General features: G+C 44.5%; 28 protein-coding genes. 11 read left to right on the top strand and 17 right to left on the bottom strand.

All coding sequences use genetic code 11. The features are described from left to right. Positions 1–98 precede the first annotated feature (98 nt). From ORJ00_RS07165 to ORJ00_RS07135, 7 genes are all read left to right on the top strand, one after another. Positions 99–2,360: an LPS-assembly protein LptD gene (locus tag ORJ00_RS07165; protein ID WP_306139394.1), complete on the top strand. Its 2,262-nt coding sequence runs from the start codon at positions 99–101 to the stop codon at positions 2,358–2,360. Between the two features lie 11 nt (positions 2,361–2,371). Next, positions 2,372–3,661: a peptidylprolyl isomerase SurA gene (surA, locus tag ORJ00_RS07160; protein WP_027669912.1), complete on the top strand. Its 1,290-nt coding sequence runs from the start codon at positions 2,372–2,374 to the stop codon at positions 3,659–3,661. Beyond that, positions 3,662–4,657, top strand: a complete 996-nt coding sequence (pdxA, locus tag ORJ00_RS07155) for a 4-hydroxythreonine-4-phosphate dehydrogenase PdxA (protein ID WP_027669913.1) — start codon at positions 3,662–3,664, stop codon at positions 4,655–4,657. Then, positions 4,650–5,462, top strand: coding sequence for a 16S rRNA (adenine(1518)-N(6)/adenine(1519)-N(6))-dimethyltransferase RsmA (rsmA, locus tag ORJ00_RS07150; protein WP_306139393.1), 813 nt, complete (start codon positions 4,650–4,652; stop codon positions 5,460–5,462). Before pdxA ends, rsmA begins: the two co-directional genes overlap by 8 nt. After that, positions 5,459–5,836 carry a Co2+/Mg2+ efflux facilitator ApaG/CorD gene (apaG, locus tag ORJ00_RS07145; protein ID WP_306126226.1) on the top strand — a complete coding sequence of 126 codons (378 nt, stop codon included), beginning with the start codon at positions 5,459–5,461 and terminating at the stop codon, positions 5,834–5,836. The genes rsmA and apaG overlap by 4 nt, the downstream gene beginning before the upstream one ends. Further along, the gene (locus ORJ00_RS07140; RefSeq protein WP_306126225.1) at positions 5,836–6,654 is read left to right on the top strand and encodes a symmetrical bis(5'-nucleosyl)-tetraphosphatase; all 819 of its coding nucleotides are present in this window, start codon (positions 5,836–5,838) and stop codon (positions 6,652–6,654) included. The genes apaG and ORJ00_RS07140 overlap by 1 nt, the downstream gene beginning before the upstream one ends. A gap of 74 nt (positions 6,655–6,728) precedes the next feature. Next, positions 6,729–8,741: a methyl-accepting chemotaxis protein gene (locus tag ORJ00_RS07135; protein WP_305976597.1), complete on the top strand. Its 2,013-nt coding sequence runs from the start codon at positions 6,729–6,731 to the stop codon at positions 8,739–8,741. Positions 8,742–8,794: 53 nt separating this feature from the next. Here ORJ00_RS07135 and ORJ00_RS07130 read toward each other — a convergent pair whose 3' ends face one another. From ORJ00_RS07130 to rplU, 5 genes are all read right to left on the bottom strand, one after another. Then, positions 8,795–9,175: a DUF3718 domain-containing protein gene (locus tag ORJ00_RS07130; RefSeq protein ID WP_305976114.1), complete on the bottom strand. Its 381-nt coding sequence runs from the start codon at positions 9,173–9,175 to the stop codon at positions 8,795–8,797. A gap of 73 nt (positions 9,176–9,248) precedes the next feature. Continuing rightward, positions 9,249–9,746 carry a type 3 dihydrofolate reductase gene (folA, locus tag ORJ00_RS07125; protein WP_027669919.1) on the bottom strand — a complete coding sequence of 166 codons (498 nt, stop codon included), beginning with the start codon at positions 9,744–9,746 and terminating at the stop codon, positions 9,249–9,251. A gap of 11 nt (positions 9,747–9,757) precedes the next feature. Then, positions 9,758–10,918, bottom strand: a complete 1,161-nt coding sequence (gene cgtA, locus ORJ00_RS07120) for an Obg family GTPase CgtA (RefSeq protein WP_027669920.1) — start codon at positions 10,916–10,918, stop codon at positions 9,758–9,760. A 164-nt stretch (positions 10,919–11,082) separates the two neighbouring features. Continuing rightward, a complete protein-coding gene (gene rpmA, locus ORJ00_RS07115) occupies positions 11,083–11,340 on the bottom strand; it encodes a 50S ribosomal protein L27 (protein ID WP_306139392.1) in 258 nt (85 codons plus the stop codon). Between the two features lie 15 nt (positions 11,341–11,355). Next, positions 11,356–11,664 (bottom strand): 50S ribosomal protein L21, encoded by a 309-nt coding sequence (gene rplU, locus ORJ00_RS07110; RefSeq protein ID WP_068233856.1) that lies wholly within the window; start codon positions 11,662–11,664, stop codon positions 11,356–11,358. A 209-nt stretch (positions 11,665–11,873) separates the two neighbouring features. Between rplU and ispB the strand changes: the two genes are divergently transcribed. Then, positions 11,874–12,845, top strand: coding sequence for an octaprenyl diphosphate synthase (gene ispB / locus ORJ00_RS07105; RefSeq protein WP_305976112.1), 972 nt, complete (start codon positions 11,874–11,876; stop codon positions 12,843–12,845). Between the two features lie 67 nt (positions 12,846–12,912). Here the strand turns inward: ispB and mdh are convergent, their stop codons facing one another. Beyond that, positions 12,913–13,851, bottom strand: coding sequence for a malate dehydrogenase (mdh, locus tag ORJ00_RS07100; RefSeq protein ID WP_027669924.1), 939 nt, complete (start codon positions 13,849–13,851; stop codon positions 12,913–12,915). A gap of 189 nt (positions 13,852–14,040) precedes the next feature. Here mdh and argR point away from each other — a divergent pair, with 189 nt between their 5' ends. Continuing rightward, on the top strand, positions 14,041–14,508 hold the full coding sequence (gene argR, locus ORJ00_RS07095) for a transcriptional regulator ArgR (protein WP_027669925.1): 468 nt from the start codon (positions 14,041–14,043) through the stop codon (positions 14,506–14,508). Between the two features lie 13 nt (positions 14,509–14,521). Here argR and ORJ00_RS07090 read toward each other — a convergent pair whose 3' ends face one another. The 3 genes from ORJ00_RS07090 to ilvC all read right to left on the bottom strand — a co-directional run bounded on the left by ORJ00_RS07090 (position 14,522) and on the right by ilvC (position 18,161). Continuing rightward, positions 14,522–15,442, bottom strand: a complete 921-nt coding sequence (locus ORJ00_RS07090) for a Dyp-type peroxidase (RefSeq protein WP_306139391.1) — start codon at positions 15,440–15,442, stop codon at positions 14,522–14,524. 646 nt (positions 15,443–16,088) lie between these two features. Continuing rightward, the gene (locus ORJ00_RS07085) at positions 16,089–16,520 is read right to left on the bottom strand and encodes a methylglyoxal synthase (RefSeq protein ID WP_027669927.1); all 432 of its coding nucleotides are present in this window, start codon (positions 16,518–16,520) and stop codon (positions 16,089–16,091) included. A gap of 159 nt (positions 16,521–16,679) precedes the next feature. Next, positions 16,680–18,161: a ketol-acid reductoisomerase gene (gene ilvC, locus ORJ00_RS07080; RefSeq protein WP_306126221.1), complete on the bottom strand. Its 1,482-nt coding sequence runs from the start codon at positions 18,159–18,161 to the stop codon at positions 16,680–16,682. 161 nt (positions 18,162–18,322) lie between these two features. On the opposite strand from ilvC, the gene ilvY reads away from it, so the two are divergent. Then, complete coding sequence (gene ilvY, locus ORJ00_RS07075) at positions 18,323–19,207, top strand: HTH-type transcriptional activator IlvY (RefSeq protein WP_306139390.1); 885 nt, start codon at positions 18,323–18,325, stop codon at positions 19,205–19,207. Between the two features lie 36 nt (positions 19,208–19,243). Here ilvY and ORJ00_RS07070 read toward each other — a convergent pair whose 3' ends face one another. The 8 genes from ORJ00_RS07070 to zapE all read right to left on the bottom strand — a co-directional run bounded on the left by ORJ00_RS07070 (position 19,244) and on the right by zapE (position 25,366). Next, a complete protein-coding gene (locus tag ORJ00_RS07070) occupies positions 19,244–19,657 on the bottom strand; it encodes a ClpXP protease specificity-enhancing factor (RefSeq protein WP_027669930.1) in 414 nt (137 codons plus the stop codon). 5 nt (positions 19,658–19,662) lie between these two features. Beyond that, positions 19,663–20,301: a stringent starvation protein SspA gene (sspA, locus tag ORJ00_RS07065; RefSeq protein WP_027669931.1), complete on the bottom strand. Its 639-nt coding sequence runs from the start codon at positions 20,299–20,301 to the stop codon at positions 19,663–19,665. A 75-nt stretch (positions 20,302–20,376) separates the two neighbouring features. Beyond that, positions 20,377–21,114 (bottom strand): cytochrome c1, encoded by a 738-nt coding sequence (locus ORJ00_RS07060; RefSeq protein WP_037053553.1) that lies wholly within the window; start codon positions 21,112–21,114, stop codon positions 20,377–20,379. Then, complete coding sequence (locus tag ORJ00_RS07055) at positions 21,114–22,388, bottom strand: cytochrome b (protein WP_027669933.1); 1,275 nt, start codon at positions 22,386–22,388, stop codon at positions 21,114–21,116. Before ORJ00_RS07055 ends, ORJ00_RS07060 begins: the two co-directional genes overlap by 1 nt. Continuing rightward, positions 22,388–22,978 (bottom strand): ubiquinol-cytochrome c reductase iron-sulfur subunit, encoded by a 591-nt coding sequence (gene petA / locus ORJ00_RS07050; protein WP_027669934.1) that lies wholly within the window; start codon positions 22,976–22,978, stop codon positions 22,388–22,390. The genes ORJ00_RS07055 and petA overlap by 1 nt, the downstream gene beginning before the upstream one ends. A 257-nt stretch (positions 22,979–23,235) precedes the next feature. Continuing rightward, positions 23,236–23,628: a 30S ribosomal protein S9 gene (rpsI, locus tag ORJ00_RS07045; RefSeq protein ID WP_027669935.1), complete on the bottom strand. Its 393-nt coding sequence runs from the start codon at positions 23,626–23,628 to the stop codon at positions 23,236–23,238. Between the two features lie 12 nt (positions 23,629–23,640). Next, on the bottom strand, positions 23,641–24,069 hold the full coding sequence (gene rplM, locus ORJ00_RS07040) for a 50S ribosomal protein L13 (protein WP_027669936.1): 429 nt from the start codon (positions 24,067–24,069) through the stop codon (positions 23,641–23,643). Between the two features lie 205 nt (positions 24,070–24,274). After that, positions 24,275–25,366 (bottom strand): cell division protein ZapE, encoded by a 1,092-nt coding sequence (gene zapE / locus ORJ00_RS07035; RefSeq protein WP_306139389.1) that lies wholly within the window; start codon positions 25,364–25,366, stop codon positions 24,275–24,277. 126 nt (positions 25,367–25,492) lie between these two features. On the opposite strand from zapE, the gene ORJ00_RS07030 reads away from it, so the two are divergent. Beyond that, on the top strand, positions 25,493–25,942 hold the full coding sequence (locus ORJ00_RS07030) for a Z-ring associated ZapG family protein (RefSeq protein WP_027669938.1): 450 nt from the start codon (positions 25,493–25,495) through the stop codon (positions 25,940–25,942). Positions 25,943–25,946 lie beyond the last annotated feature (4 nt).

Below are 25,946 nucleotides of genomic sequence, written 5' to 3'. Positions count from 1 at the left end.
CTATATCGGATTAGCAGGAATACTAAAATTGATTTATCATACCCAGTCCGCTGCAATCATTACGTTTTTAACATATTAAGTAAGGCAAGAGTAACTGCATGAAGCATGGGTTAGCTGTGGGTTTTTTATTATGTTTTTTTGCTACCAGCTCACTGGTACACGCAGAAACTTTGCCAGCGGCGATATGCTATATCCCTGCGCAACCGCCGCCGGCATTAGCAAGATTAGATGCCAACGATACAACGGTCAGTATCACCTCGGATATGGTTTCTCTTAGTGAGAATCAACGCGCGCAATTTAATGGCAACGTTGAAATTACTTATCGGGATACGCTTTTACTTGCGCCTCGTGCCAACTTTAGCAGCACAACCAACACGATGAATGCCGATGGTGGGTTAGATTATTTTAACAGCACATTACAAGTTAGCAGCAGCCGATTCAGTGCAAACCTGCAACAAAACAACGCCAGGTTAGATGATGCCAGTTATCAGTTTTTAACACAGGCCGGGCGCGGCTTTGCCAAACAGCTAACCGCTAGCGAACAACAAGTTTTATTAAGCGAAGCATTATTTACCACCTGCCCAAACAATGACAGTAGCTGGGCGCTGCATGCCAGCGAGATTAATATCGAAGCGGAAGAAGGTTGGGGTGAAGCACGCCACGCCGTGTTTAAAATTAAAGATGTGCCGGTATTATATTTGCCTTACATCACGTTTCCGGTAAACGAACAGCGGCGCAGCGGTGTACTTCTGCCCAAAGTAGGAAGTTCGCAAAAGTTAGGTTTAGATGTCGAGCTACCTTATTATTTTAACTTGGCGCCCAACTATGACATGACCCTCACACCACGCTACATGAGTAAACGTGGCGCACAGTTAAAATCAGAATTTCGTTACCTGTCAGCAGAGGATCAAGGTAACTTGCAACTGGAATACCTGCATTCTGACAATGAAAAACCAGACAACTTTGGCGCACGTTATTTGGCTCATTTAAGCCACCTAAGCGACTTTACCCCAGAACTTCGTGCCTATGTTGATTATACCGATGTTAGTGATGATGCTTACCTTAGTGAACTTGGGTCAGACTACACTAACCAAAGCGACACTCAATTACTGCGCGAAGCAGCGTTAAGCTATTACGGAGAGCAGGTAAATTCCCAATTACGCGTGCAAGGCTTTGAGATTTTAGGCAATTATAATAAATCTTATAGCGCCTTACCTGAACTAGCGCTGTCGTCGGCAAAGCCATTGGCGCTATTACCCGGAGTAAATTTTTCCTGGCAAGCGCAATATGCACATTTTCGTAATCAACAAGCTGATATCAACTATGCAAACCGCGTGCACCTAGAGCCGTCTATTGCCTTTCCGTTTGTTACGCCTGCCGTTGAATTTACCGCAGAAGCGAGTTTACTTTATACTTACTATCAGCAAAATGCAGCCAATATTGACAATGATATCGCAACCTCGGTCAGTCGCACTGTGCCCAAATTAAGGCTACATTCCCGTTTAAACTTTGAACGAGAATACGACTGGTTTGGTGAACCTGCGCTGCAAACCTTTGAGCCGCAAATTCAATACTTGTACATACCTTATCGAGACCAAAGCGATATAGGGCTTTATGATACGACCAGGCTTCAGGATGACTATTATGGCCTGTTTCGCATTAATCGTTATTCAGGGATCGACCGGATCAATGAGGCGAATCAACTTACTGTAGGTTGGACCAGCCGATTTTATGACAATGTCGACAATGAACTATTTCGCTTCAGCCTTGGCCAGATATTTTTTCTTGAAGAACCTACCATTGCATCTGACGAAATCGATGATTTGAGTTCAACGGAATCAATGCTCGCAGCAGAGTTAATTTGGCACTGGTTCCATAAGTGGTATTTTAGCACTGCAGTGCAGTATGACGTAGACAGCGATGAAGTGATGAAAACCAGCGCATCTCTTGATTACCGTGCAAGTGACAAAAGTTTATTTCAATTGAACCATAGATACAGCCGCGCAGTCTCAGGCTTGGAAATCCAACAGTTGGGTATGGTTGGAACCACGCAAGTGGCTCAAAACTGGCAATTGGTTGCCAGTTACTATCGTGATTTAACAAATCATCGTATGATAGATGTTAGTTTTGGCGCGCAATATGAGTCATGCTGTTGGGCTTTACGCTTGATTGCAAAACGACAGGTGCTGACAGACCTTGAGCTACCCATTGACAATTTTACCCAAGCCAGTCAGCTAGATACCAGCATAGGGATACAGTTTGTTCTCAAAGGCTTTGGCGACAGCGCAGGATTTGGCGTTACAGATATGCTGTCAAACGGAATATTCAGTTACCGTCGACCATACTTACTAACTAATTGATGTAGGAATTTATGAAGTTATCACAATTATTCACCACAGCACTGCTGTGCTGTGCCAGTTTCAATAGCCTTGCTATAGAACGTGAAATTGACAGCGTTGCCGCTGTAGTGGATAACAGTGTTGTTTTAACCAGCGACATTGACGAGATTGTTGAACGGGTTAAACGCAATGCTGAAGCGCAAGGTCAAACTCTGCCATCCGATGCCGCATTGCGCACACAAGCGACCGAGCGTTTAATCTTGACCAGTTTGCAATTGCAAATGGCCCAACGTATGGGTATGCAGATTAGCGATGCTCAATTAGACGACACTATTCGTAACATTGCTCAAGAAGAAAAACTATCACTTGATGCTTTTCGCCAAAAAGTGACTGCAGAAGAAGGCAACTATGCGCGTTTTCGTGAACGTTTGCGAGATGAAATGATAACCGGAGAAGTGCTGCGCGCTAACGTACAACGTCGTATCTATATCAGCCCGCAAGAAGTAGAAAGCATGATCAAGCTGATGGAAGAACAAGGCGCAACCAGCGAGCAATATAATTTAGGCCATATACTCATTGCGATTCCGGCGCAGGCAACCACTGAAGACATTAGCTCAGCCAAAGATCGTGCCGACAAAGTCATGGAGCTACTGCGCTCTGGCAGTGACTTCAAGCGTATCGCAATTGCGTCATCGTCAGGCTCTAACGCCTTGGAAGGTGGGGAATTGGGGTGGATGAATATTAATGAAATGCCAACGCTGTTTTCTGAAGCTATCCGTGGTCGCAAGAAAAGTGATATTGTAGGACCTCTGCGCTCTGGAGCAGGCTTTCATATTTTAACTATTTTTGATATCCGTGGCGAAAACGTAGCAGCTATAAACGAGGTTAAATCTCGTCATATTCTCATTAAACCTTCCATTATTCTCAGTGAAGAGCGCGCACGCACCATGCTTACAGAATTCGTTAAAAAAATTCGTGCTGGTGATGCCGACTTTGCCGAGCTTGCCAAGCAACATTCTGAAGATCCGGGTTCAAAATTGAATGGCGGTGAGCTAGGCTGGAGTGAACCCACGGTGTTTGTTGGTGCATTCCGCGATACGTTGAATAGACTCGCAATTGACGAGATTAGTGAACCATTTCGCACTGAACATGGTTGGCACATTGCACAAGTTTTAGATAAGCGTACCGTTGACGCCACAGCGGACAAAAAGCGCGAGCAAGTGTACCGCATGATATTTAACCGCCGCTACAATGAAGAAAGCACTAACTTTTTACGTGAATTACGTTCTGAAGCGCACATCGAAGTGATGTCGGAGAATTAAATGACGCTGCGTATAGGGGTTACCCCCGGAGAGCCAGCGGGTATCGGTCCTGATCTGGTTATTAAGCTAGCTCAGCAAGACTGGCCGGTAGAGCTTGTTGTTTGCGCCAATGCCGAACTACTTACTGAGCGTGCGCGACAGTTGCAACTGCCGCTGCAGTTACGGCCATATAACGCAGCAGCAGTCCCTAAACCGCAACAGGCAGGAACCTTGACGATTGCTGACTTTGTATTGCATGAGCCAGTGGTAGCAGGTGAGCTTAATGCTGCTAACGGTCAGTATGTCGTTGACACGTTAAGCTTTGCGGGTGAAAAGTCTATTAACGGTGAGTTTGCCGCTATAGTTACGGGGCCTGTGCACAAAGGTATTATTAATAAAGCGGGAATTCCATTTAGCGGCCATACCGAATTTTTTGCTTTGCAGTCCAACACACCTTATGTAGTGATGATGCTGGCGACAAAGGGCCTGCGTGTGGCGTTAGCGACAACCCATATCCCACTAGCCTACGTCGCTAAAGCGATTACGACAGAGCGGCTAACCAAAGTAATTAGTATTTTGCATACTGACTTACAACAAAAATTTGCCATAGCATCACCCAGAATATATGTTTGCGGCTTAAACCCTCACGCTGGTGAAGATGGACATCTTGGCCGGGAAGAGTTGGATATTATTATCCCAACACTGGATACATTGAGAGCACAGGGTATGGATTTAGTAGGCCCTTTGCCGGCAGACACCTTGTTTCAGCCAAAATATCTGGACGACGCCGATGCTGTATTGGCCATGTATCATGACCAAGGACTCCCCGTATTAAAGCATATGGGTTTTGGTCGCTCGGTCAATATAAGCCTTGGTTTACCGCTGATCAGAACATCGGTAGACCATGGCACCGCGTTAGATCTTGCTGGCACAGGTAAAGCAGATGCAGGCAGTTTATTTCATGCTGTAAACCAGGCCATAGCATTGGCCACCAAAACGATGACTCAACATGACTGATAATGTACATCAGGGCCACCGGGCCCGTAAGCGCTTTGGCCAGAACTTCCTGCATGACCCAAACGTGATAGGCCGCATTGTAAAAGCTATTGCACCTAAACCTAACGACGTATTAGTTGAAATAGGCCCGGGGTTAGGCGCATTAACCGAGCCCGTTGTAGAAGCTGCAGGGCATCTGACGGTTATAGAGCTGGATCGTGATTTAGCTGAACGACTACGCCATCATCCTCAAATGGCGGATAAATTGACAATACATCAAGCAGACGCGATGAAATTTGATTTCACCAGTTTGGTACGAGCAGGTCAGAAAATTAAAGTGTTTGGTAATTTGCCTTACAACATTTCTACACCCTTGTTATTTCATCTCTTCCAGTATGCTGATTTAATAGAAAACATGCATTTTATGCTGCAAAAAGAAGTCGTACAACGTATGACTGCCAGCCACGGCAGCAAAGCTTTTGGGCGCCTAAGTGTAATGACACAGTATTTTTGCCACGCTATGCCGGTAGTGGAGGTAGGGCCTGGTGCGTTTAAGCCCGCACCAAAAGTAGATTCAGCGGTTGTAAGACTATTACCTAAAGCCATAGCAGAGCGTGCGCCAGTGCCTGCAGAAGTACTAAATCGGGTTTGCCTCGAAGCATTTAACCAGCGCAGAAAAACTATTCGTAATTGTTTTATTAACTTTGCAACAGCAGAGCAATTGTCCGAGCTCGGGTTAAACCCAGGATCACGTCCGGAGCAACTGAGTGTTGATGACTTTACTCGCATCGCACAGTGGCTCCATCAACGGGAATCAGAGGTATGACATCACATTTTAATGTCCCGGTTGAAGTAGAAACATTCTATATTGCAGCACAATCTGACCCATCGTCTGATCGCTATGTTTTTGCTTATACCATTACTATTCGCAACCTCAGTGAAGAGTCGGTTCAACTGTTACGACGCTACTGGTTAATTTCTGATGCCAACGGTAAACAAACCGAAGTTGAAGGCGATGGTGTTGTTGGTGAACAACCAAGCCTGGCTCCTGGTAGCAGCTACCGCTACACCAGCGGTGCAGTTCTTGAGACCCCCGTTGGCACAATGCAGGGCCATTATGAAATGGCAACCTCACAGCATGAGCGTTTTAAAACGGATATTCCTTTATTTAGACTGGCTATGCCTAACATTCTCAACTGATGGCGACTTATGTAATCGGCGACCTGCAAGGCTGTTTTGACGCGTTACAACGATTGCTTTGCCATGTCAATTACCAACCTGAGCATGATAAGTTATGGTTTTGTGGGGATCTGGTTGCCAGAGGCCCACAGTCTTTGCAATGCTTACAGTTTGTTAAAAGCTTGGGGGAAGCAGCTGTTACAGTACTTGGTAACCACGATTTACATCTTTTAGCCTGCTACTATGGCGTGAGCGAGATAAAAAAGCAGGACTTACTACAGCCAGTATTCGAAAGCCCAGAGCTAGAAAGTATCGTTAATTGGCTGCGCCAGCAACCGTTATTGCATGTCAGCGCAGACCAACGTTTTATGATGGTGCATGCTGGGCTTGCGCCTGCATGGTCGCTCCAGCAAGCTATAACAATGACACAGGAAGTTCAAACACAACTCAAGACGGATCCGTTGCCAATATTACAAAATATGTATGGTAATAAACCGGAACATTTTCACGATGCAACTACGGAGCAACTGCGATGGCGCTTCACAATTAACAGTTGTACACGTATTCGATTCTGTCGCCAAGACGGTTCTTTAGAACTTAAAGAGAAAGGACACCCACGTAACCAGGAGCAACTCGTACCTTGGTATGAGTTTTGGCGCAATAAACTGCAAGCTGAACTATTTTTTGGCCACTGGGCAGCGTTAAACGGGTATAGTCCTATTATCAATATACATGCGCTTGATACTGGCTGTATTTGGGGAAATGCACTTACTGCATACTGCATTGAGACTCAACAGCGTTATAGTGTGGCAGGTTTAGCGCGGACGCGGTATATTTAACATCATCATCCAAACTTGTTCAGTGTAGACAGTTGAACTAGGCCATTATTCAACACCACAATATGGGAGTTATTATGAAGTTAACCGTTGCATTGCGGGTCATTGGTGGCTTTGGCATCATCGCGTTACTCCTGCTGATTATCGGCGGCACAGCTTATGTCAGCTTGAACAATATCAGTAGTTCCACTGCTGAAGTTAATAAGGTGTCTATACCAGCACTCGAAAATAGTGCAGCAATGCAAAGCGAGTTTGTTGTGATGAGCAAGCTTAGCTTGCAGGCATTTAATGCAACATCGTTGTCTGAGATTGCTGCTTTTAGGCAGCGCTTTAATGATGAACAACAGTTGTATAAGCAAGCATCTGAGCGTTTAATGAATGCCGTGCAGCAGGAGGCTACATTAAAATCTGCAGCAGCTTCGGTCGAAAAGTCCTATGCTAACTTTACACCTGTGACGACTCAATTGTTCGAACAGCTGGAAAATAACCTGCGGTTGCGCGACGCCATTGATAAGAAAATGGAAGAGTTGGAAACACAGGCCGACGATATGGCATCGCTGGTGCTGGATTTTACCGACATTCGTGATGTTAAACGCCGCTTTCCTGATTCACTTCAGGCAGCCGCGAGTATTGAGACAGGCATTAACACCCTTGTAAGTAATGTCGTTGATTTGAATCGAACCTTGTCCCGCTCCACGGCGACTACCATTAGCAATGAAATTGCATTCCGGTTGAAAGATTTAAACGATCAGTTTGCCCTTATGCAAACGGAAACTTCCGGCCAGGTTAACTTGGTAAGTGATTTAGAAGAAAAAATAGCTGAGATTAATGGTTTGCTAGGTGGTAACAACAGTATCCCGGCATTAAAGCAGAAACGGTTACAAAGTACTGATGATGCAACCAATTTGCTAGCGTCTGCTGAGGAGCAAACTGCCAGTGCGATGAAGAGCTTAGCTGGATTGTTAAATCAGGCCAGTCACGCAGCAGAAGTTATTCAGAATGATTCAACGTCGCAAGTTTCTAATGCAATAACCTTAATTTTTGTTGTGGTATTAGCATCGATCCTACTGGCCATTTTTATTGCCACAGTGACAGTGCGCAGCATTTCAATTCCGTTGGCGAAAGTGAATCAGATACTTGGTGTTGTTGCATCGGGTGACATGACACAGAAACTTGATGACAGCGCACAGGATGAGTTTGGTGATTTGGCCCGTAACTGCAATAAAGTTATTGCGAACTTACAACAGCTAATTCAGGGTATCATTTCGCGCTCTACTCAATTAGCGGCAGCTTCTGAACAAACCTCAGCAATTACAGTGCAAACTACTCAAGCTATCCGTGAGCAGAAATCTCAAGTAACTCAAGCCGCTACTGCCACTACAGAAATGAGTAGCACAGCGCAAGGTGTATTGCAAAGTGCTAACGATGCTGTAGCTGAAATTAAAAACGCTGACAATGAAGCTGAGCGTGTTAAAGGTATTTCGGTTGAGAATAAAAATATTATCCTTCAGCTTTCACATGAAGTTGAACAAGCATCGGTGGTGATCAACAAACTGCACAAAGACAGTGCCTCTATCGGCAGTATACTTGACGTTATCCGCGGTATCGCCGAGCAAACTAACTTGTTGGCACTAAACGCTGCGATTGAAGCCGCCAGAGCCGGGGAGCAAGGTCGCGGTTTCGCGGTAGTTGCTGATGAAGTTCGCTCGCTCGCCAGTAAAACACAGGCGTCAACTCAAGAAATACAAGCCATGATCCAAGTGCTGCAAAGTGGTGCTCACGCTGCAGTAGAAGCGATGAATAAAGGTAAAAAGCAAGCTGAAAACTGTGTAGAGAAAACTGAAGTTGCAACAAAAGCACTGGATTCTATTACGCATGCTGTGCACTTGGCGCATGATATGAGTGAACAGATTTCTGACGCTGCAAAAGAGCAAAATCAAGTATCACATGAGATTAGTAAATTACTTGAATCTATTGTATCTATTGCTGAAGAAACAGCCTCAGGCGCAGAGCAAACATCAGAGTCAAGCCATGAAGTTGCACGCTTGGCAGAAGAGCTACGCGTATCAGTAGAGCAATTTAAAGTGTAACTGGCTATGAGTTTATAAAAAAACCGCCAAATGGCGGTTTTTTTTTGTAGTTATTAATCGCCATCACCGGCGCGACTTTTTAATACCGCCAATAACGGCGAGGCAGAAAATCCATTAGACTCAGCCCAGTCAATATCGCCAGAACCTGATATAGATGAGCCTGGCAACTGTTTTACGATAAATTCACCTACATCCGCCGCTTCTTTTTTGAACGCATAGCGAATCATACTTTCACCATCGCATACAACACCGTCATAAATATTACGTAAACGAAGACGATAGTCACTCAGTACCTTACGTAAACGACTTTTATCATCTGCCGCAACATAATCACATATAGAAGCAGCTAATTGATCATCGGCTACCGCAACCGGGGCTGTTAATAGTGATAATGTAACTGCAGCACCGCAAAACAAAGTTGGCAATAATCTCATTTACTACTCCTCACTAAATATGACTTAAATCATCTTATCAACATGTATCTGCCTGTGCAAACTCATGACGCAATTAGTCTAGTCGTTGTAACGTTATAAAGCGACAGTGATAAGGATTCGTTGTATCAGCCTTATGCTCAGATTCTGCTGTTACCTGCCAAGAGGCAGCATGGTCAGCCTGATAATCTGGAAAATAAGCATCGCCATCTGTCTCAAGATCAATTTTAGTCAGATACAGACGCTTCGCCAGTGGTAAACATTGATGGTAAATCTGCGCACCACCAATAATCATGATTTCAGCCTGCTCCTGTAACAAAACAAATGCTTGCTCGAGACTCGTCACCCATTCTGCGCCTTGGTTTTGCTCCGGTTGCTGCCGGCTGATAACAATATTACGACGGCCTGGTAGAACACGACCGATAGATTCAAAGGTTTTTCGCCCCATGACGACAGGCTTACCCATTGTCACTTGCTTAAAATGCTTGAGATCTGCCGGCAAATGCCAAGGCATTTGGTTATCTTTGCCAATGACCCTGTTAGCAGCCATCGCGGCAACCATTGAAATAATCATAAAGAGTTATCCTAACGCTGATAAATGACTTCTACGTCGTAATCATCATCATTGAAATCATCGTCATCATCGTCTTCGTCATCTACTACTTGCTGAACATCGTTAGGACTATCATCCCATTTAAAGTTAACCGGATCTGTTACTTTATCCGCAGGTTCGTCAGCTGGCAACAATTCAATATAATTTAAAACGTCAGCCGCCAAACGGTCGGTATTGGTACGACTGGCTGCAGCAATTTTAAAGACCGGACCATCCCAGTCTAATGCAGACGTTACCTGTTCGATAACTTCTTGCAATTCATCATCCATAACCAAATCAAGTTTGTTAAATACCAACCAGCGAGGCTTACCAGCAAGCTTCGTACTGTACTTAGCAAGCTCTTGTACTATCGTGACAGCGTTCTCAGCAGGATCTGAACCATCAGCAGGCAGAACATCAACAACGTGTAACAATAAACGACAGCGTTCAAGATGCTTCAAAAATTGAATACCAAGCCCCGCGCCTTCTGCTGCACCTTCAATTAAACCTGGAATATCCGCGATAACAAAAGAGCGATGTGATTCAACCCTAACCACACCCAAATTTGGTACTAGTGTGGTAAATGGGTAGTCAGCCACTTTAGGTTTAGCCGCTGATACAGCACGAATAAGAGTAGACTTCCCCGCATTTGGCAAACCTAATAATCCAACATCAGCGAGTAATAACAGTTCCAAACGTAGGTTACGGATTTCACCTGGTGTACCGTTAGTTTTCTTGCGAGGCGCACGGTTTGTACTGCTCGCAAAGCGCGCATTACCTAAACCATGCCAACCGCCTTTAGCCACGCGCAAACGCTGGCCATGGCGCGTTAAATCGCCAATAACCTCATCCGTATCAACATCAACAGCCCGGCTACCAACCGGCACCCGGAGTTCCAAATCTTGACCACGCTTACCAGTGCAATTCACACTGCCACCTTTTTCACCAGGCTCTGCGCGATGAAACTTTTCAAATTGATAATCAACCAGCGTATTCAGGTTTTCATCAGCAACTAAATAAACGTCTCCGCCGTCACCACCATCGCCGCCGTTAGGGCCACCCTTTGATACAAATTTTTCCCGTAAAAAACTGATAATACCATTGCCACCGTCGCCGGCTTCAACTCGAATTATCGCTTCATCTACAAACTTCATGGGGTGCGTCCTGATTAAACGGTTTAAACCAGCCAACAGCTAACTGGCGATAAGTATAACTTAGGTTACTGAAAGGTGTTGAAAAATCACGATTTGAAATGTCAACGACACCTTATTTAATAAAAAACCCCGCACCAGGCGGGGTTTCTTCGAAGTTTTTCAGCTTACTCGCTGACGATGCTTACAAACTTACGGTTGTACTCACCTTTAACTTCAAATTTCACTTTACCTTCAGTTAAAGCGAATAAAGTATGGTCTTTACCGATACCAACGTTAGTGCCAGGGTGGAATTTAGTACCACGCTGACGCACGATGATGCTACCAGCTAAAACTGACTCGCCACCAAAGCGCTTAACACCTAAGCGTTTAGCTTCTGAATCGCGACCGTTACGAGTGCTACCTACACCTTTCTTACTTGCCATGTGTCGATACTCCTGTTACGCGCTGATGCTGGTAATTTTCACTTCAGTGAACCACTGGCGGTGGCCCATCTGTTTACGTGAATGCTTACGACGACGGAATTTAACGATTTTAAGCTTATCGCCACGGCCATGAGTGACCACTTCCGCTACTACTTTACCACCTTCAACTAAAGGTGCACCGATACTGATGTCTTCGCCATTAGCGACCATCAACGGTGTAAATTCGATTGTTGCGCCGGTTTCTAAGTCTAATTTTTCAAGACGTAGAGTTTGACCTTCCGTCACACGGTGCTGTTTGCCACCACTTTGGAAAACCGCGTACATAGTTAACTCCGTACAAAGCACGCCTACGCTTTTTAAGGGGCGTGTTAATTCAATTCACAGGGCGCGAATTGTACGCAATTTCCCCTACCCCCGCAAGTAGAAATATAAAAAAGATCATTGATGCAATAAAAGGATCCGGTTTTACTTTGGGAGTGCCCCACCGATGGTGTAGAATTAGCGGCATTCTAAGGTTTAAGCAGTTGTTTTTCATGACGCTCGAACAAATTCAGCAGCTATCTTCTGCCGATATGGCTGCGGTAAATAAACATATATTCTCACAGTTGAACTCTGACGTAGCGCTAATCAATCAGTTGGGTATCTATATCGTTAACAGTGGAGGCAAACGCTTGCGGCCACTCCTGGCGGTGCTGGCAGCCAGAGCACTGGGATATGAAGGCAATGCTCACATTAGCGTTGCCGCTATTATTGAGTTTATCCACACCTCAACTCTGCTCCATGACGACGTAGTGGATGAGTCTACCTTACGTCGAGGTAAGCAAACAGCCAATGCCGTGTTTGGTAATCAGGCCAGTGTATTGGTAGGTGACTTTCTATATAGCCGTTCTTTTCAGATGATGGTATCGCTGAACAATATGCAAATCATGCACGTTTTGGCTGATGCCACCAATGTTATTGCCGAAGGTGAAGTACTGCAGTTGATGAATGTCAATGATCCAGACACAACAGAGCAAAGCTACATGCAGGTTATTTACTGCAAAACCGCTAAGCTATTTGAAGCCGCCACCCAACTTGCCGCTATTATTACCCAACAACCTGAAGCTATCGTGAATAGCATGAAATTATACGGTATGCATCTGGGCACTGCGTTTCAGTTAATCGATGACGTATTAGATTATCAAGCTGATGCAGCAGAACTTGGCAAGAATATCGGCGATGATTTAGCAGAAGGCAAACCTACCTTGCCGCTGATACATGCTTTAAAGCATGGCACGGCAGCGCAAAAAGCCCTTATTAATGAAGCTATAGTAGAAGGTAACGGCATGCAGCATCTTGATGCTATTATGGCCGCATTACATGAAACTAACGCCTTTAGCTACACGCGTAAACTGGCAGAAGCCGAAGCTGAAAAAGCACGTAATGCGATATCTGAATTGCCCGAGTCACAATATAAGCAAGCGCTCCTCGCACTTGCTGACATCGCGGTATCGCGCAATCATTAAAACCTCTGTTGTATATTACCAAAATTAAAAAAGGCGCCTAGGCGCCTTTTTTAATTTAAAGCATAACTTAGTTATTCTTTACAAACTCTTCACCTAACGTGATATCGGCTTTTAAAGTGTCGAGCATATCAGCCATCGCTTTTTGCTCAAACGCACTTAACGTACCAATGGGCAGTAACGCTTCGACACCATTTTTGCCCAAAGTAATAGGTTGAGCAAAGAAACGTGCATGCTCACCGTCACCTTCTACATAAGCATATTCAGTAACTGCTTCGCCCTGTAAACCTCGGATTAACGATATACAAAAACGTGCAGCTGCCTGTCCCATTGATAAGGTTGCAGATCCGCCACCCGCCTTCGCTTCTACTACTTCAGTTCCTGCATTTTGAATACGGTGAGTCAGCGATGCTACTTCTTCATCACTAAAGCTAACGCCAGCGATTTGAGAAAGTAAAGGTAGGATTGTCGTACCACTGTGACCGCCAATTACAGGTACTGCAACTTCTGTTGGGTTTTTGCCTTTTAATTCACCAACAAAAGTTTCAGCGCGGATCACATCAAGCGTGGTCACACCGAATAAACGGCGTGCATCATAAGTACCGGCTTTTTTGAATACATCGGCCGCAATGGCTACTGTGGTATTTACCGGGTTAGTAATAATACCCACCAAGGCTTTAGGACACTGCTGTACTATGGCTTCTGCTAATGTTTTTACAACGCCAGCATTGATATTAAATAAATCTGAACGATCCATACCCGGCTTACGTGGCATACCAGCTGGGATCATTACTACATCAGCCCCTGCCAGCGCAGTATGCAAATCTTCTTTACCATAGCCGGTTACTTTGACAGCAGTAGGGATATGACTTAAATCAACCGCAACACCCGGCGTGACAGGCGCCAGATCGTATAACGCTAAATCTGTGCCCGCAGGTAAGTCTAATTTCAGCAATAACGATAATGCCTGACCAATACCACCGGCGGCACCTAAAACGGCAACTTTCATGATTATTTCCTTCGATAACGGTTGAATGAAAAACGCGCCAACAATACTGAAACCGCGCAGAAAATACAAATAGGTTAAGCCTAAAGTCTAAGCATTTTAGCGAATTTTAGTGTAGTTTACTTCACAAAGTGTAGCGAACAGTGAACTTTGCTAAAATAGAAGCATTAAATAAACAGGTATAGGCGTAGCATGACCAAACAAGCGAAACAAGAAGCATTAATCCAAGCGTTTAAAGCCCTATTGAAAACAGAAAACTTTGGCTCGCAAGGCGAAATAGTCGATGCGCTTAAAAATGAGAGCTTTGATAATATTAGTCAGTCGAAAGTCTCTCGCATGTTAAGCAAGTATGGTGCGGTTCGTACCCGTAATGCTCGACAAGAAATGGTTTATACCTTGCCACCGGAACTTGGTATTCCGACGACTAAAAGCCCTCTACGTCAATTAGTGCTTGATATTGAACACAACGATGTGATGATTATTATCCGCACTAGCCCTGGCGCGGCGCAGTTAATTGCTCGCTTACTCGACTCTGTTGGGAAAGCAGAAGGTGTGCTTGGTACCATTGCTGGAGACGATACCATTTTTATCGCGCCCATCAGCATCAAAAATATTGATTTCACGCTGAAGAAAGTGACAGAGCTATTTGAAAAAGTTTAGTCATCCAATGTGTTTAGTCTTTAGCTGATTGCTCAAGAAAGCTGATAGACGGTGCAAAAAAGGCAGCGCTTAATTCAACACGGTGATAATTCAGAAGTAAGTCAGGCCCCTTTGCATTTTCAGACAGCCCCAAACGTTGATGCAATCTCAATTTTAATGCTTCTGAAGTAGCGGCAAAATTAAGCTGAATGACACCTTGGCGCTGCAACTGATAAAACGGCATACTTTGTATCAATACTGTCGCTGCAGCGTTTAAATTTTGTATTGTAGCAAGATGACTACAAGGCAACTGCTGTATATTAGCTAAAGCTTTACCTGACACTTTGTCATAACCCATAATTTCTTCTTGTTCAGCTTGGCTCAACCGATGCCAAGCTGCCTGATCAAAACTTAAATGTTGAAAATATACATAACTCCCACCCGAAAATATGGGCTGCTGTGCCACATCGACTAAGGCGACTTGTCGCTTTATTCTGTTAGCTGGATTGAAAGGCGTATCAATGAAGCCTGTAAAATTACGACCATCAAGGTAGCGAAAGCCCTGCAATTGCTCCTGTACTTCAACTAGTCCTTGGAACAGTTGCAAAATTTGCTGACAAGCTATAGTGATGACGTCCAGCCTATCTGCGCGTACAACGATGAGTAAATCTATTGGTACGGGTGATAAATTAAATTCATCAACGGCTAAATATGGAAAAGCATCTAGCATTGCGGGCCTGGCGTTTGGATATAATGAGCTCCAGAAATTAGAGCCTATAGCAACAATCCCCGTTAGCATGGCTTCTGAAAAATGTTCGGATAATCGGTCGAGCAATTGCGAAATAAGCGGCAGCTTGTAACGTAGCAACTTCTCCTGCCCGTCAAGGGCATTTAGCAGCAAATAACTTGCATGCAAATTTGCTTCTGCACATATCCCCAGCTGCTCTCTGGCCATATTAATTCCCTTTTAACTGTAGGCTACTCGTTTTTTAACAAACGACATCCAGTATGCCGCCGATATTGTGAGATATCTCTCACATTCGAGTGCGCTTAAACGCTATTTTACCGTTACCTCTGCAACGCCAAAAATAAGTATCTAACTGATTTTAATAACTATATTTTGAATATAGTCATCTTTACAATAATATTACAGTGAACTTATTCAAAAAAATGGCTCCCGCACTAACACCGAAGAGTTCATAATTAACTCGTCAAAGGATAGACCCCCACAGCAGGATGCTAAGGGTGTTACTGCAGGATGCAGCGTTTTGCTAGGATAGCACAAGGATGTAAACTGGACACGCTCAGGATGAGTAAGCTTTTTTCAGATTCTTCACAGGCGCTGAAACTTGCATGGAAGGTTTAGGAATCTCTCAGGATGAGAGCGCATTATACGGATGATAATGCATATGGATAGTTGGACAGGCAGGACGCTTTTGGAACACTCCAGGATGGAGCCAGGGATGACGTGCTAAGGACAGTATCGACAGGATGACGAAACAGGACCTTAGGTGGCCGCGCAGTGTGCGGCCCACCTTCTGCTCCACAAATCAGCAATTTACTCGCGCTTACAACAATCCCAAAATCTCCATTTCAAGTGGTTATTTTTGTTCTAACCTATTTTGATAAACAGAAAAGTCAGGAACTTCGCGCTGATAATTTTGCTGGTATAAGTTGGAATGAACGATGAAGTCCGCCGTAGCCTGATTACACGCAACCGGTATATTCCATACCACAGCAAGTCGAATTAGCGCTTTTACATCCGGGTCATGCGGCTGTGATGATAATGGATCCCAAAAAAACACTAACCAATCTATTTTTTGTTCAGCAATCATAGCGCCAATTTGTTGATCGCCTCCTAGCGGTCCACTTGCTAAGCACACCACTTCTTGCTGTAGCACCTCAGCGACCATTTTGCCTGTCGTACCAGTGGCAACTAAATTTTTATTAATAAAGAACGCTTTGTGTTGGCCAACCCAATTTAGCAAAGCTTGCTTTTTACCATCGTGAGCGACTAATGCAATCGTTTTCACGTCTAGGCCTCCAGTTTGTAAAATCATAGCTTAGCGCGAAAAAAAAGCCCTGCATAGCAGGGCAAAACAACCAAGGTCCACGTATAACATCGTTATTGGTCAGCTAACATATGCACTTTTGGCGCTCTACATTACCTTTAACCACATAATTCTTTCAAGTTACTGATTTGATTCCACAATACGTTTCATCGCTGTCATATAACCACGTAATTTCTTTCCTACTGTCTCGACAGGGTGTTGACGTATAGCTTCGTTAACCGCAATCAGCTTGAGGTTATCAACACCGTTGCTACCATTGATACCCTTGCCAAGGCACTCACTGCTTAAACCATTAACCAAATCTTTTAACAATGGTACTGCTGCATGAGAGAACAAGTAGCAACCGTATTCTGCCGTATCTGAAATCACCACATTCATTTCATATAAGCGTTTGCGTGCTATCGTATTAGCAATGAGTGGCGTTTCATGTAATGACTCATAATAGGCCGATTCAGCAACAATTCCGGCATCAACCATGGTTTCAAATGCCAACTCGACACCCGCCTTCACCATAGCAACTAACAATAAACCACGGTCAAAATAATCTTGCTCTGTAATTTTTTCATCTGATACCGGAGCCTGTTCAAAACCGCTACTGCGAGTTTGCTCACGCCATGTCAGTAAGTTTTTGTCGTCATTAGCCCAGTCCGCCATCATGGTACTGGAAAATTCACCACTTATAATGTCGTCCATATGCTTTTCAAATAATGGCCGCAACGTCGTTTTCAACTGCTCTGCAAGCTCAAAGGCTTTGATCTTTGCAGGATTACTTAAACGATCCATCATATTGGTAATACCGCCATGTTTAAGCGCTTCAGTAACGGTTTCCCAGCCGTACTGAATTAGCTTGGCGGCATAACCCGACTCCAGGCCATCTGCGACCATTTTATCGAATGCTAAAATAGCACCAGTTTGCAACATACCACATAGGATAGTTTGCTCCCCCATCAGGTCCGACTTCACTTCTGCTACAAATGATGATTGCAACACACCGGCCCTGTCTCCCCCCGTTGCCGCTGCATACGCTTTGGCGATATCTAAGCCTTGTCCTTTGGGATCATTTTCCGGGTGTACTGCAATTAATGTTGGTACCCCAAATCCTCTTTTGTATTCTTCGCGAACCTCCGTGCCTGGGCACTTAGGCGCCACCATCACTACCGTAATATCAGGACGAATTTGCTTACCTTCCTCAACAATATTAAAACCATGAGAATAAGCCAAAGTTGCGCCTTGCTTCATTAATGGCATAACAGCATCCACTACACTGCTGTGTTGTTTATCCGGTGTCAGATTTAATACCAGATCTGCTGTCGGAATTAACGCCTCGTAGGTGCCAACGGTAAAGCCATTACTGTTAGCCTTTTCAAATGAAGCGCGTTTTTCTGCAATGGCTTCAGCGCGCAGGGCATAGCTGATATTAAGGCCGGAGTCGCGCATGTTAAGGCCCTGGTTTAAACCTTGAGCCCCACAACCGACAATAACAATATTCCAGTCTTTTAATAATTCACAACCGTTGGCGAATTCAGACTTATCCATAAAACGGCACTGAGCTAACTGACTCAGCTGCTGACGTAAATTTAATGTATTAAAGTAATTGGCCATACTACATCTCTAAAATTAGTTTCGTTGCTCAAACCGTTTGGTGAGCATAAGCAGTACGCGGTGTCTGCTTTAATAACGTCATATTAGCTGCTGGTTTTAATTGCGTGAAGTGATATATTTAGAAGTCTGTATTTCAATATATGAAACCATAAAGGCAACCTATGGATATTCGTAGTGCCCAACTTTTTCAACATTTAGCCAGTAGTTTAAACTTCAGCAAAACCAGTGAACAAATGTATGTCAGTGCCCCTACTCTGACCCGCGTAATTCAACGGTTGGAACAAGAGTTAGGTGCTGAACTGTTTTTTCGCGATAAACGCTCTGTTAAATTAACGGCCGCAGGCCAACGTTTTCAGCGTTTTGTGCGCCATTGGCTTGATGAGTGGCATCAACTTCAGGTTGATTTGCAGTTAGCGAGTGCGGAGCTAACCGGCGAAATTAGGTTGTACTGTACCGTAACTGCAAGCTACAGCCATTTACCAGCTATATTAGATAAGTTTCGTTTGATGTGTCCAAAGGCTGAAATCAAGCTCACCACTGGTGACGCAGCTTCTGCAATTGAGAAAGTAAGACTCGGTGATGCCGATATTGCGCTGGCTGCTCATCCGGCACATTTGCCTACAAACTTGGCTTTTAGGAGTATAGCTAGCCTCCCAGTCATGCTGATAGCCCCCAACATTCCATGTAAAGTAAATGACTTACTACAAGAACATCCTATTTCCTGGCATAAAATACCCATGATCATGCCGGAGCACGGTCCAGCGCGGGGCCGCTTTGATCGTTGGTTGCAAGACATGAACATTTCACCGCAGGTTGTGGCAAAAGTGGATGGCCACGAAGCGATGGTATCAATGGTCGCTCTGGGTACTGGCATTGCGCTGGTTGCTGATGCAGTGGTCATAAACAGCCCGGTAAAGGATCGGGTGCGTACGCTTGAATTACATTACCGATTTGAAGCATTTGACTTGGGGGTGTGCATGCTGGCAAAACGGCAACATGAGCCGCTAATTCAGGCATTTTGGCAGGTTGCCACTGCTAAAAATTAATAGCAGTGGCGGTAATTGATTAATTAACGACTTTGTTTACTTAACGACTTTAAGGTGAGAGGCTTTTTTCGGTTTTGGTGGTTCAGGTAAATCTGAATCCTCCGCAAGCTCAGAGTTAAAAAACTCTGCCTCATCCTCTTCCTCTTCCAGCGTAAATACCGTGCCTGCGCCATTCTCGCGGGCATAAATCGCCAGCACAGCAGATACAGGAATAAACAACGCAAAAGGCTGACCGCCAAAACGTGCATTAAACGTAATAGCATCATTGCCTAACTGCAAATTTCCAACCGCGGAAGGTAACACATTAAGTACAATTTGACCGTTTTGAATAAATTGCGTTGGCACCTTTACCCCATTAGCAGTCGCATCAACAACAAGGTAAGGGGTGCAACTATTATCAACAATCCATTCATAAAACGCCCGAAGCAGATACGGGCGGTTTGCAGTCATCTTCATTACAACTTCATTCCTCTGCGAATTTCACGTTCTACATCACTTAGAGAGGCTTGAAACGCATCGCGTTCGAAAATGCGTGTCATATAGTTCTTAAGTTCTTTGCTACCAGGGCCTATTAACTCGATACCTAATAACGGCAAGCGCCATAATAATGCCGCCATGTAACAATCCACTAAGCCAAACTCTTCGCTCATAAAGAACGGGGCTTCATTAAACAATGGCGCGATGGACAACAAACCTTCTTTAAGTTCTTGTCGCGCACTCGCCGCTTGTTCGTCACCGTTCAGTACTAATGCAGCCAAACGATACCAGTCTTTCTCGATGCGATACATCATTAATCTGGCTTGACCACGAGCAACTGGGTACACCGGCATCAGCGGTGGATGCGGAAAACGTTCGTCTAAATATTCCATAATAATATTAGCTTGATACAACGCCAGTTCACGATCAAGCAAAGTTGGCAGGCTACCATACGGGTTAACTTCGTACAGGTCCTCCGGCAAATTATCTTGTGCGACCTGAAGAATATCGACAGTTACGCCTTTTTCAGCCAGTACTATGCGTACCTGATGGCTGAACATATCATCCGCTGATGAGAACAGTGTCATCACAGGGCGTTTATTGGCAGTGATCGCCATGTCTTCCTCCGGTAAAATAAAAAACGGCAAAGGGGCGCTAAGGCCCCTGTAAACATATCTAGTTGAAATAACTAGTTAATGTACATCTTTCCAATATTCTTTCTTCAACAGATAAGCCAGTACAAAGAAAATAAGCAGGAATACCATAACTTTCACACCCAACTCACGGGATTCTAATTTGGTAGGCTCGCCAACATATTCAAGGTAGTTTACCAGATCTGCTACAGTACGATCATATTCTTCTGCACTAAGTTCACCGGTACCATCAGCTTTAATACCAACATAAACCTGTTTAGACTCGCCATCAACTAAGCGCGTTTCGTAAGTCTTCCGAGGTGTACCTTGAAGTTCTTGCAATACATGCGGCATACCAACCATTGGGAATACTTCATTGTTAACGCCAAACGGACGTGACGGATCAGCATAAAAACTACGCATATAGGTATATAACCAATCAGGGCCACGAACTCGAGCAACGTTAGTCAGGTCTGGTGGCGCAGCACCAAACCATTTTTCGGCATCTTTGGTTGCCATATTATTTTTAATATGGTCACCCACCTTTTCCCCTGTAAACATCAGATTTTCCATACCAACATCTTCTGGAATATCTAAGTCTCTAAAGGTACGTACATAGCGTTGATACTGCATTTGGTGACAACCTAAACAGTAGTTCTGAAAGATACGCGCACCATTTTGCAAAGAGGCTTTGTCTTTCAGATCAATCGGTGCCTTATCCAGATGGACAGCAGGACCAGCAGCCATCACCCAAGACGACGCTACTAATGCAATTACTGAAAATAAGTTCTTCATCATCAGGTTAACCTTACTGGTAATGGTTTAGTTTTTTCATTCTTGCTGTAGAACCACAACAGAATAAAGAAGCCAAAATATGTAAACGAGAAGATTTGTGCCAATAAGGTATAAAGACCTGTAGCAGGCAGAACACCTAACACGCCTAGCGCAACAAAGCTTACACAGAAATTAATCAGGTTTGCGGTATGCAACGCACTACGATAACGCACAGAACGAACTGAACCGCGGTCAATCCATGGCAATAGCGCTAAGGCTAAAATAGCCAGGAACATGAATATCGCGCCAAACAGTTGATCCGGAACGGCACGCAAAATGGCGTAAAACGGCGTAAAGTACCATACCGGTGCAATATGGGCTGGTGTTTTTAACGGGTTAGCCGCTTCAAAGTTAGGTGGTTCAAGGAAATATCCGCCGCCTTCTGGTAAAAAGAAAATAACCCAGGCAAAGATAAGTAAGAAACCCGCGACCCCAACTAAATCTTTCACTGTGTAGTAAGGGTGAAACGGTATAGCATCAACAATGATTTTCTTGCCACCTTTAGTAAAGTACTGGTGGAAGGTGAATTTCTTGTCTGCTTCAGTTTGCTCTACCGAACCATCATTTTCACGTTTTACGTCAATACCATCAGGGTTGTTTGAGCCGACTTCGTGCAATGCCATAATGTGTAGGAAAACCAGCACGACAAGCACTAATGGTAATGCGATAACATGCAGCGCGAAGAAACGGTTTAATGTAGCACCTGAAATAACATAGTCGCCGCGGATCCAGAGTGTTAAATCATCACCAATACCGGGAATAACACCAAATATCGAAATAATAACTTGAGCACCCCAGAACGACATTTGCCCCCAAGGTAACAAGTAGCCCATAAAGGCTTCAGCCATTAACACCAGGAAAATCAGCATACCGAAAATCCAGAGTAACTCACGAGGCTTTTGATAAGAGCCGTACATCATGCCACGCAGCATGTGTAGATAAACAACAACGAAGAACGCTGAAGCGCCAGTGGAGTGCATATAACGCAGCAACCAGCCATAATCCACGTCACGCATAATATATTCAACAGAAGCGAAAGCTCCGTCGGCTGAAGGCTCATAGTTCATCGTTAACCAAATGCCCGTTAGGATTTGGTTAACCAGTACTAACATGGCCAATGAGCCAAAAAAGTACCAGAAGTTAAAGTTTTTTGGTGCAGGATACTGCATTACGTGGAGATTCATTTTCTCCATGAAGGGTAAGCGGTATTCAATCCAGCTCATCAGGTTTTTAAACATCAGACGGTCCCCTCATCATCACCAATCAATATGGTATTGTCATCGGTAAACATGTACGGCGGGATCTGTAAATTTTTCGGCGCAGGTACACTTTGAAATACCCGACCAGCCATATCAAACTTAGAACCGTGACATGGGCAGAAGAAACCCGACGTGACGCCTTCAACCTGAGCCGCAAAGTCATCCGCGATATAGGTTGGAGAACAGCCAAGGTGGGTACAAATACCCACAGCAACAAAAATCTCAGGCTTTTTAGAACGATGGCGATTCTGGGCATACGCAGGTTGCTGCTCAATTTCAGACGCCGGGTCACGCAGTTTATCTTCATGCGTAGCCAGTTCATCCAGCATTGCTTGTGGTCGTTTAACAATCCATACCGGCTTGCCACGCCACTCAACCCGGATTAACTGACCAGGTTCAAGCTTACTGATATCCGCACTGACCGAAGCCCCAGCCTGCTTTGCCTTTTCACTTGGCATCCAGGACGCGACAAAAGGCACAGCAGCTCCGACAGCACCCACGCCCCCTACAACTGAGGTTGCAATGGTAAGGAAGCGGCGGCGACCTTGATCTACAGGCGCATTGCTCATCCACTCATCTCCACGTTAACGCTTAAACATAATTTAAGCGGCTGAATTTCAGCAATTATTATAAATCGAAAAATATCGCCGATCATAATGAAAAGCCCTGCTTTACACAAGGATTAAGGCAAACTGAATCGGTATTAAGTTATCTCATACACTTTAATTACGTAACGCAACCGCTACTAGACTCGATGAAGTAGCTAGAGTCGAAGTAAAAAAAAACCCGACAACGAGTGTCGGGTTTCTGTACTGTAATAAAACGATTAACGTTTTGAGTACTGTGGACGTTTACGTGCTTTACGCAGACCCACTTTCTTACGTTCAACTTGACGAGCGTCACGAGTAACGAAGCCTGCTTTACGCAGTGCAGGACGCAATGACTCATCGAATTCCATCAGTGCACGGGTAATACCGTGACGGATAGCACCCGCTTGACCGCTGATACCACCACCTTTAACAGTGATGTACAGGTCGAATTTCTCAACCATATCAACCAATTCTAATGGTTGCTTAACGATCATACAGGCAGTCTCGCGACCGAAGTACTCAGTTAACGCGCGCTGATTAACAACGATGTTACCTGAACCTGCTTTTAAGAAAACGCGGGCCGTTGAGCTTTTACGACGACCAGTTCCGTAATATTGATTCTGTGCCATGTTATGCTCCGATTAAATATCTAATACTTGCGGTTGCTGAGCAGCATGCTGATGCTCGGCGCCTGCGTAAACTTTCAACTTACGGAACATAGCGCGGCCCAGTGGACCTTTTGGTAACATACCTTTAATGGCAAGTTCCAAAACCATCTCAGGTTTTTTCGCGATCAATTTCTCAAAGCTGATTTCCTTAATGCCGCCAGGGAAGCCAGTGTGAGAATAATACATTTTGTTCTGTGCTTTGTTACCAGTTACAGCCACTTTTTCAGCATTAATAACGATGATGTAATCACCGGTATCAACGTGTGGAGTGTACTCTGGTTTGTGCTTGCCACGTAAACGGGCAGCAATTTCTGTTGAGATACGTCCCAGCGTCTTACCTGTCGCATCAACAACGAACCAGTCGCGTGTTACGCTTTCTGGCTTAGCAGTAAAAGTTTTCATTCTTTCAATCCAAAAAAATAACTTAGTTACACCTGACACAGTGCAGGGCTGATGCATCATGTGTCGTTAGCGTACCCCTTCGAGTACAAAACCACCGGGCTAACGGCAGTATTTAGGCTGTAACGTAGGCCGGGCGCGGATTATATATTAACCAACTTTAAAAATCAGCATTCTGTTGTAAATTTTCGACGTAATTTGCAAAAAATTACGGGATATGCGGCTTAGCCAAGTATTCACGGGATTGCATCTCTTGTAGTCTACTAATGCAGCGCTTAAATTCAAATGACAGAATACCATCTGAGTAAAGCTGCTCTAAGGCAACTTCGGCTGAGATGATCAAGGTAACATTGCGCTCATAAAATTCATCTACCAGGGCGATAAAACGCCGGGCAACATCGTCATTCTGACGTCCCATAAGTTTAACCCCTGATAGCAATACCGTATTGTAGCAGCGGCTTAACTCCATGTAATCATACTGACTACGGGCTGTTTCACACAACTGAGTAAACTCAAACCATACAACACCGTCAGCTTCAAAACGTGCATGCAACTTACGATTTAGCACATCAATTTGGGCATCTTGCTGACGAGGTTCAACTGACAAGGCATTAAAATACTCGAGTAAATTTTTTTCTGCTTGTTCGTCTAGCGGAAAATGATAAATCTCCGCCTTTTCTAGTGTCCGTAATCGGTAATCAATACCACTATCTACGTTCACTATTGAACAATACTGCTTTATTGCAGCAATGGCAGGCAAAAAGCGCGCTCGCTGCAAACCATTCCGGTATAAACCATCGGGCTCAATATTCGACGTTGCGACTAATGTCATACCTCGGGCAAAGAGTGCCTGCATCAAGGTGCCCAGAATCATGGCATCAGTAATATCTGACACAAAGAACTCATCAAAACACAGGATGTCAGTTTCTTGTTTAAATATGTCAGCCACTTTTTCCAGTGGTGAACTGACACCTTTGAGTAGTTTAAGCTCTTCATGAACCCGATGCATAAACCGGTGAAAATGAATACGTAACTTGCGCTCCCCTGGCAGACACTCGTAAAATGTATCTACCAGATAGGTTTTGCCACGGCCAACACCACCCCAAAAATACAATCCCATTAATGGCTGAGGCTTGAGCTTTTCGCCGCGTAAACGCTGCCATAACGACAGTTGCTGTGGCTTTTGTTTGATATAATCGTCAAACAGTCGTTGCAGCTGCAAAACCGCAAACTCTTGTGCAGCGTCATGCTGAAAATCATCCCGCGTTAAGTCTTGCTGGTATTTTTGTAGTGGCGTCATGGGTATCTTACTTGAAAGCGACAGAGTTAAGCCCTTAATATCAGCAATAATAGTAACATGCCTTACCACTCTGGATAAGAAGTTAGGTTACACTATCTATAGATATTACCCCCCGCAGGAGTTGTTATGGAATATATGTACGCCGCAGCATGGCTTGGAGCAGGTTTAGTTATTGGGGGCATTATCGCCCGGCTGATCACCTTAAAGCAATTCGATAAGCATAAGTTGCAAACAGAACTTGATGAAAGTCAGGCCCAGTTGGCACAGTATCGGCAAGATGTGTCTACACATTTGGAAACTACCAACCAGTTAATGACACAGCTGCAGGATAATTATGCACGTATTGCACGGCATATTGCTGACTCTAAAATGCAACTGGTTGAACGGCCAACAGATTCTGTAAACCAAGAAATCAATTATTTGTCTGGCGATACCGCAGCCCACATTCGCCAATCTCTACATCAAATTGATGAAAAACGTCGTGTCTATTCTGCGGCGGAACAGCAACCGCGGGACTACTCGGGTGAAGCTAGTGGCTTAATTAAAGTTAAACAGAATACGAAAACCACAGAATAATTTG

Source organism: Rheinheimera baltica (assembly GCF_030731985.1).
In the GTDB taxonomy this organism is placed as follows: domain Bacteria; phylum Pseudomonadota; class Gammaproteobacteria; order Enterobacterales; family Alteromonadaceae; genus Alishewanella; species Alishewanella baltica.
The sequence above is the reverse complement of the archived record's forward strand: the minus strand, read 5'-3'. Positions and strand labels throughout refer to the sequence as shown.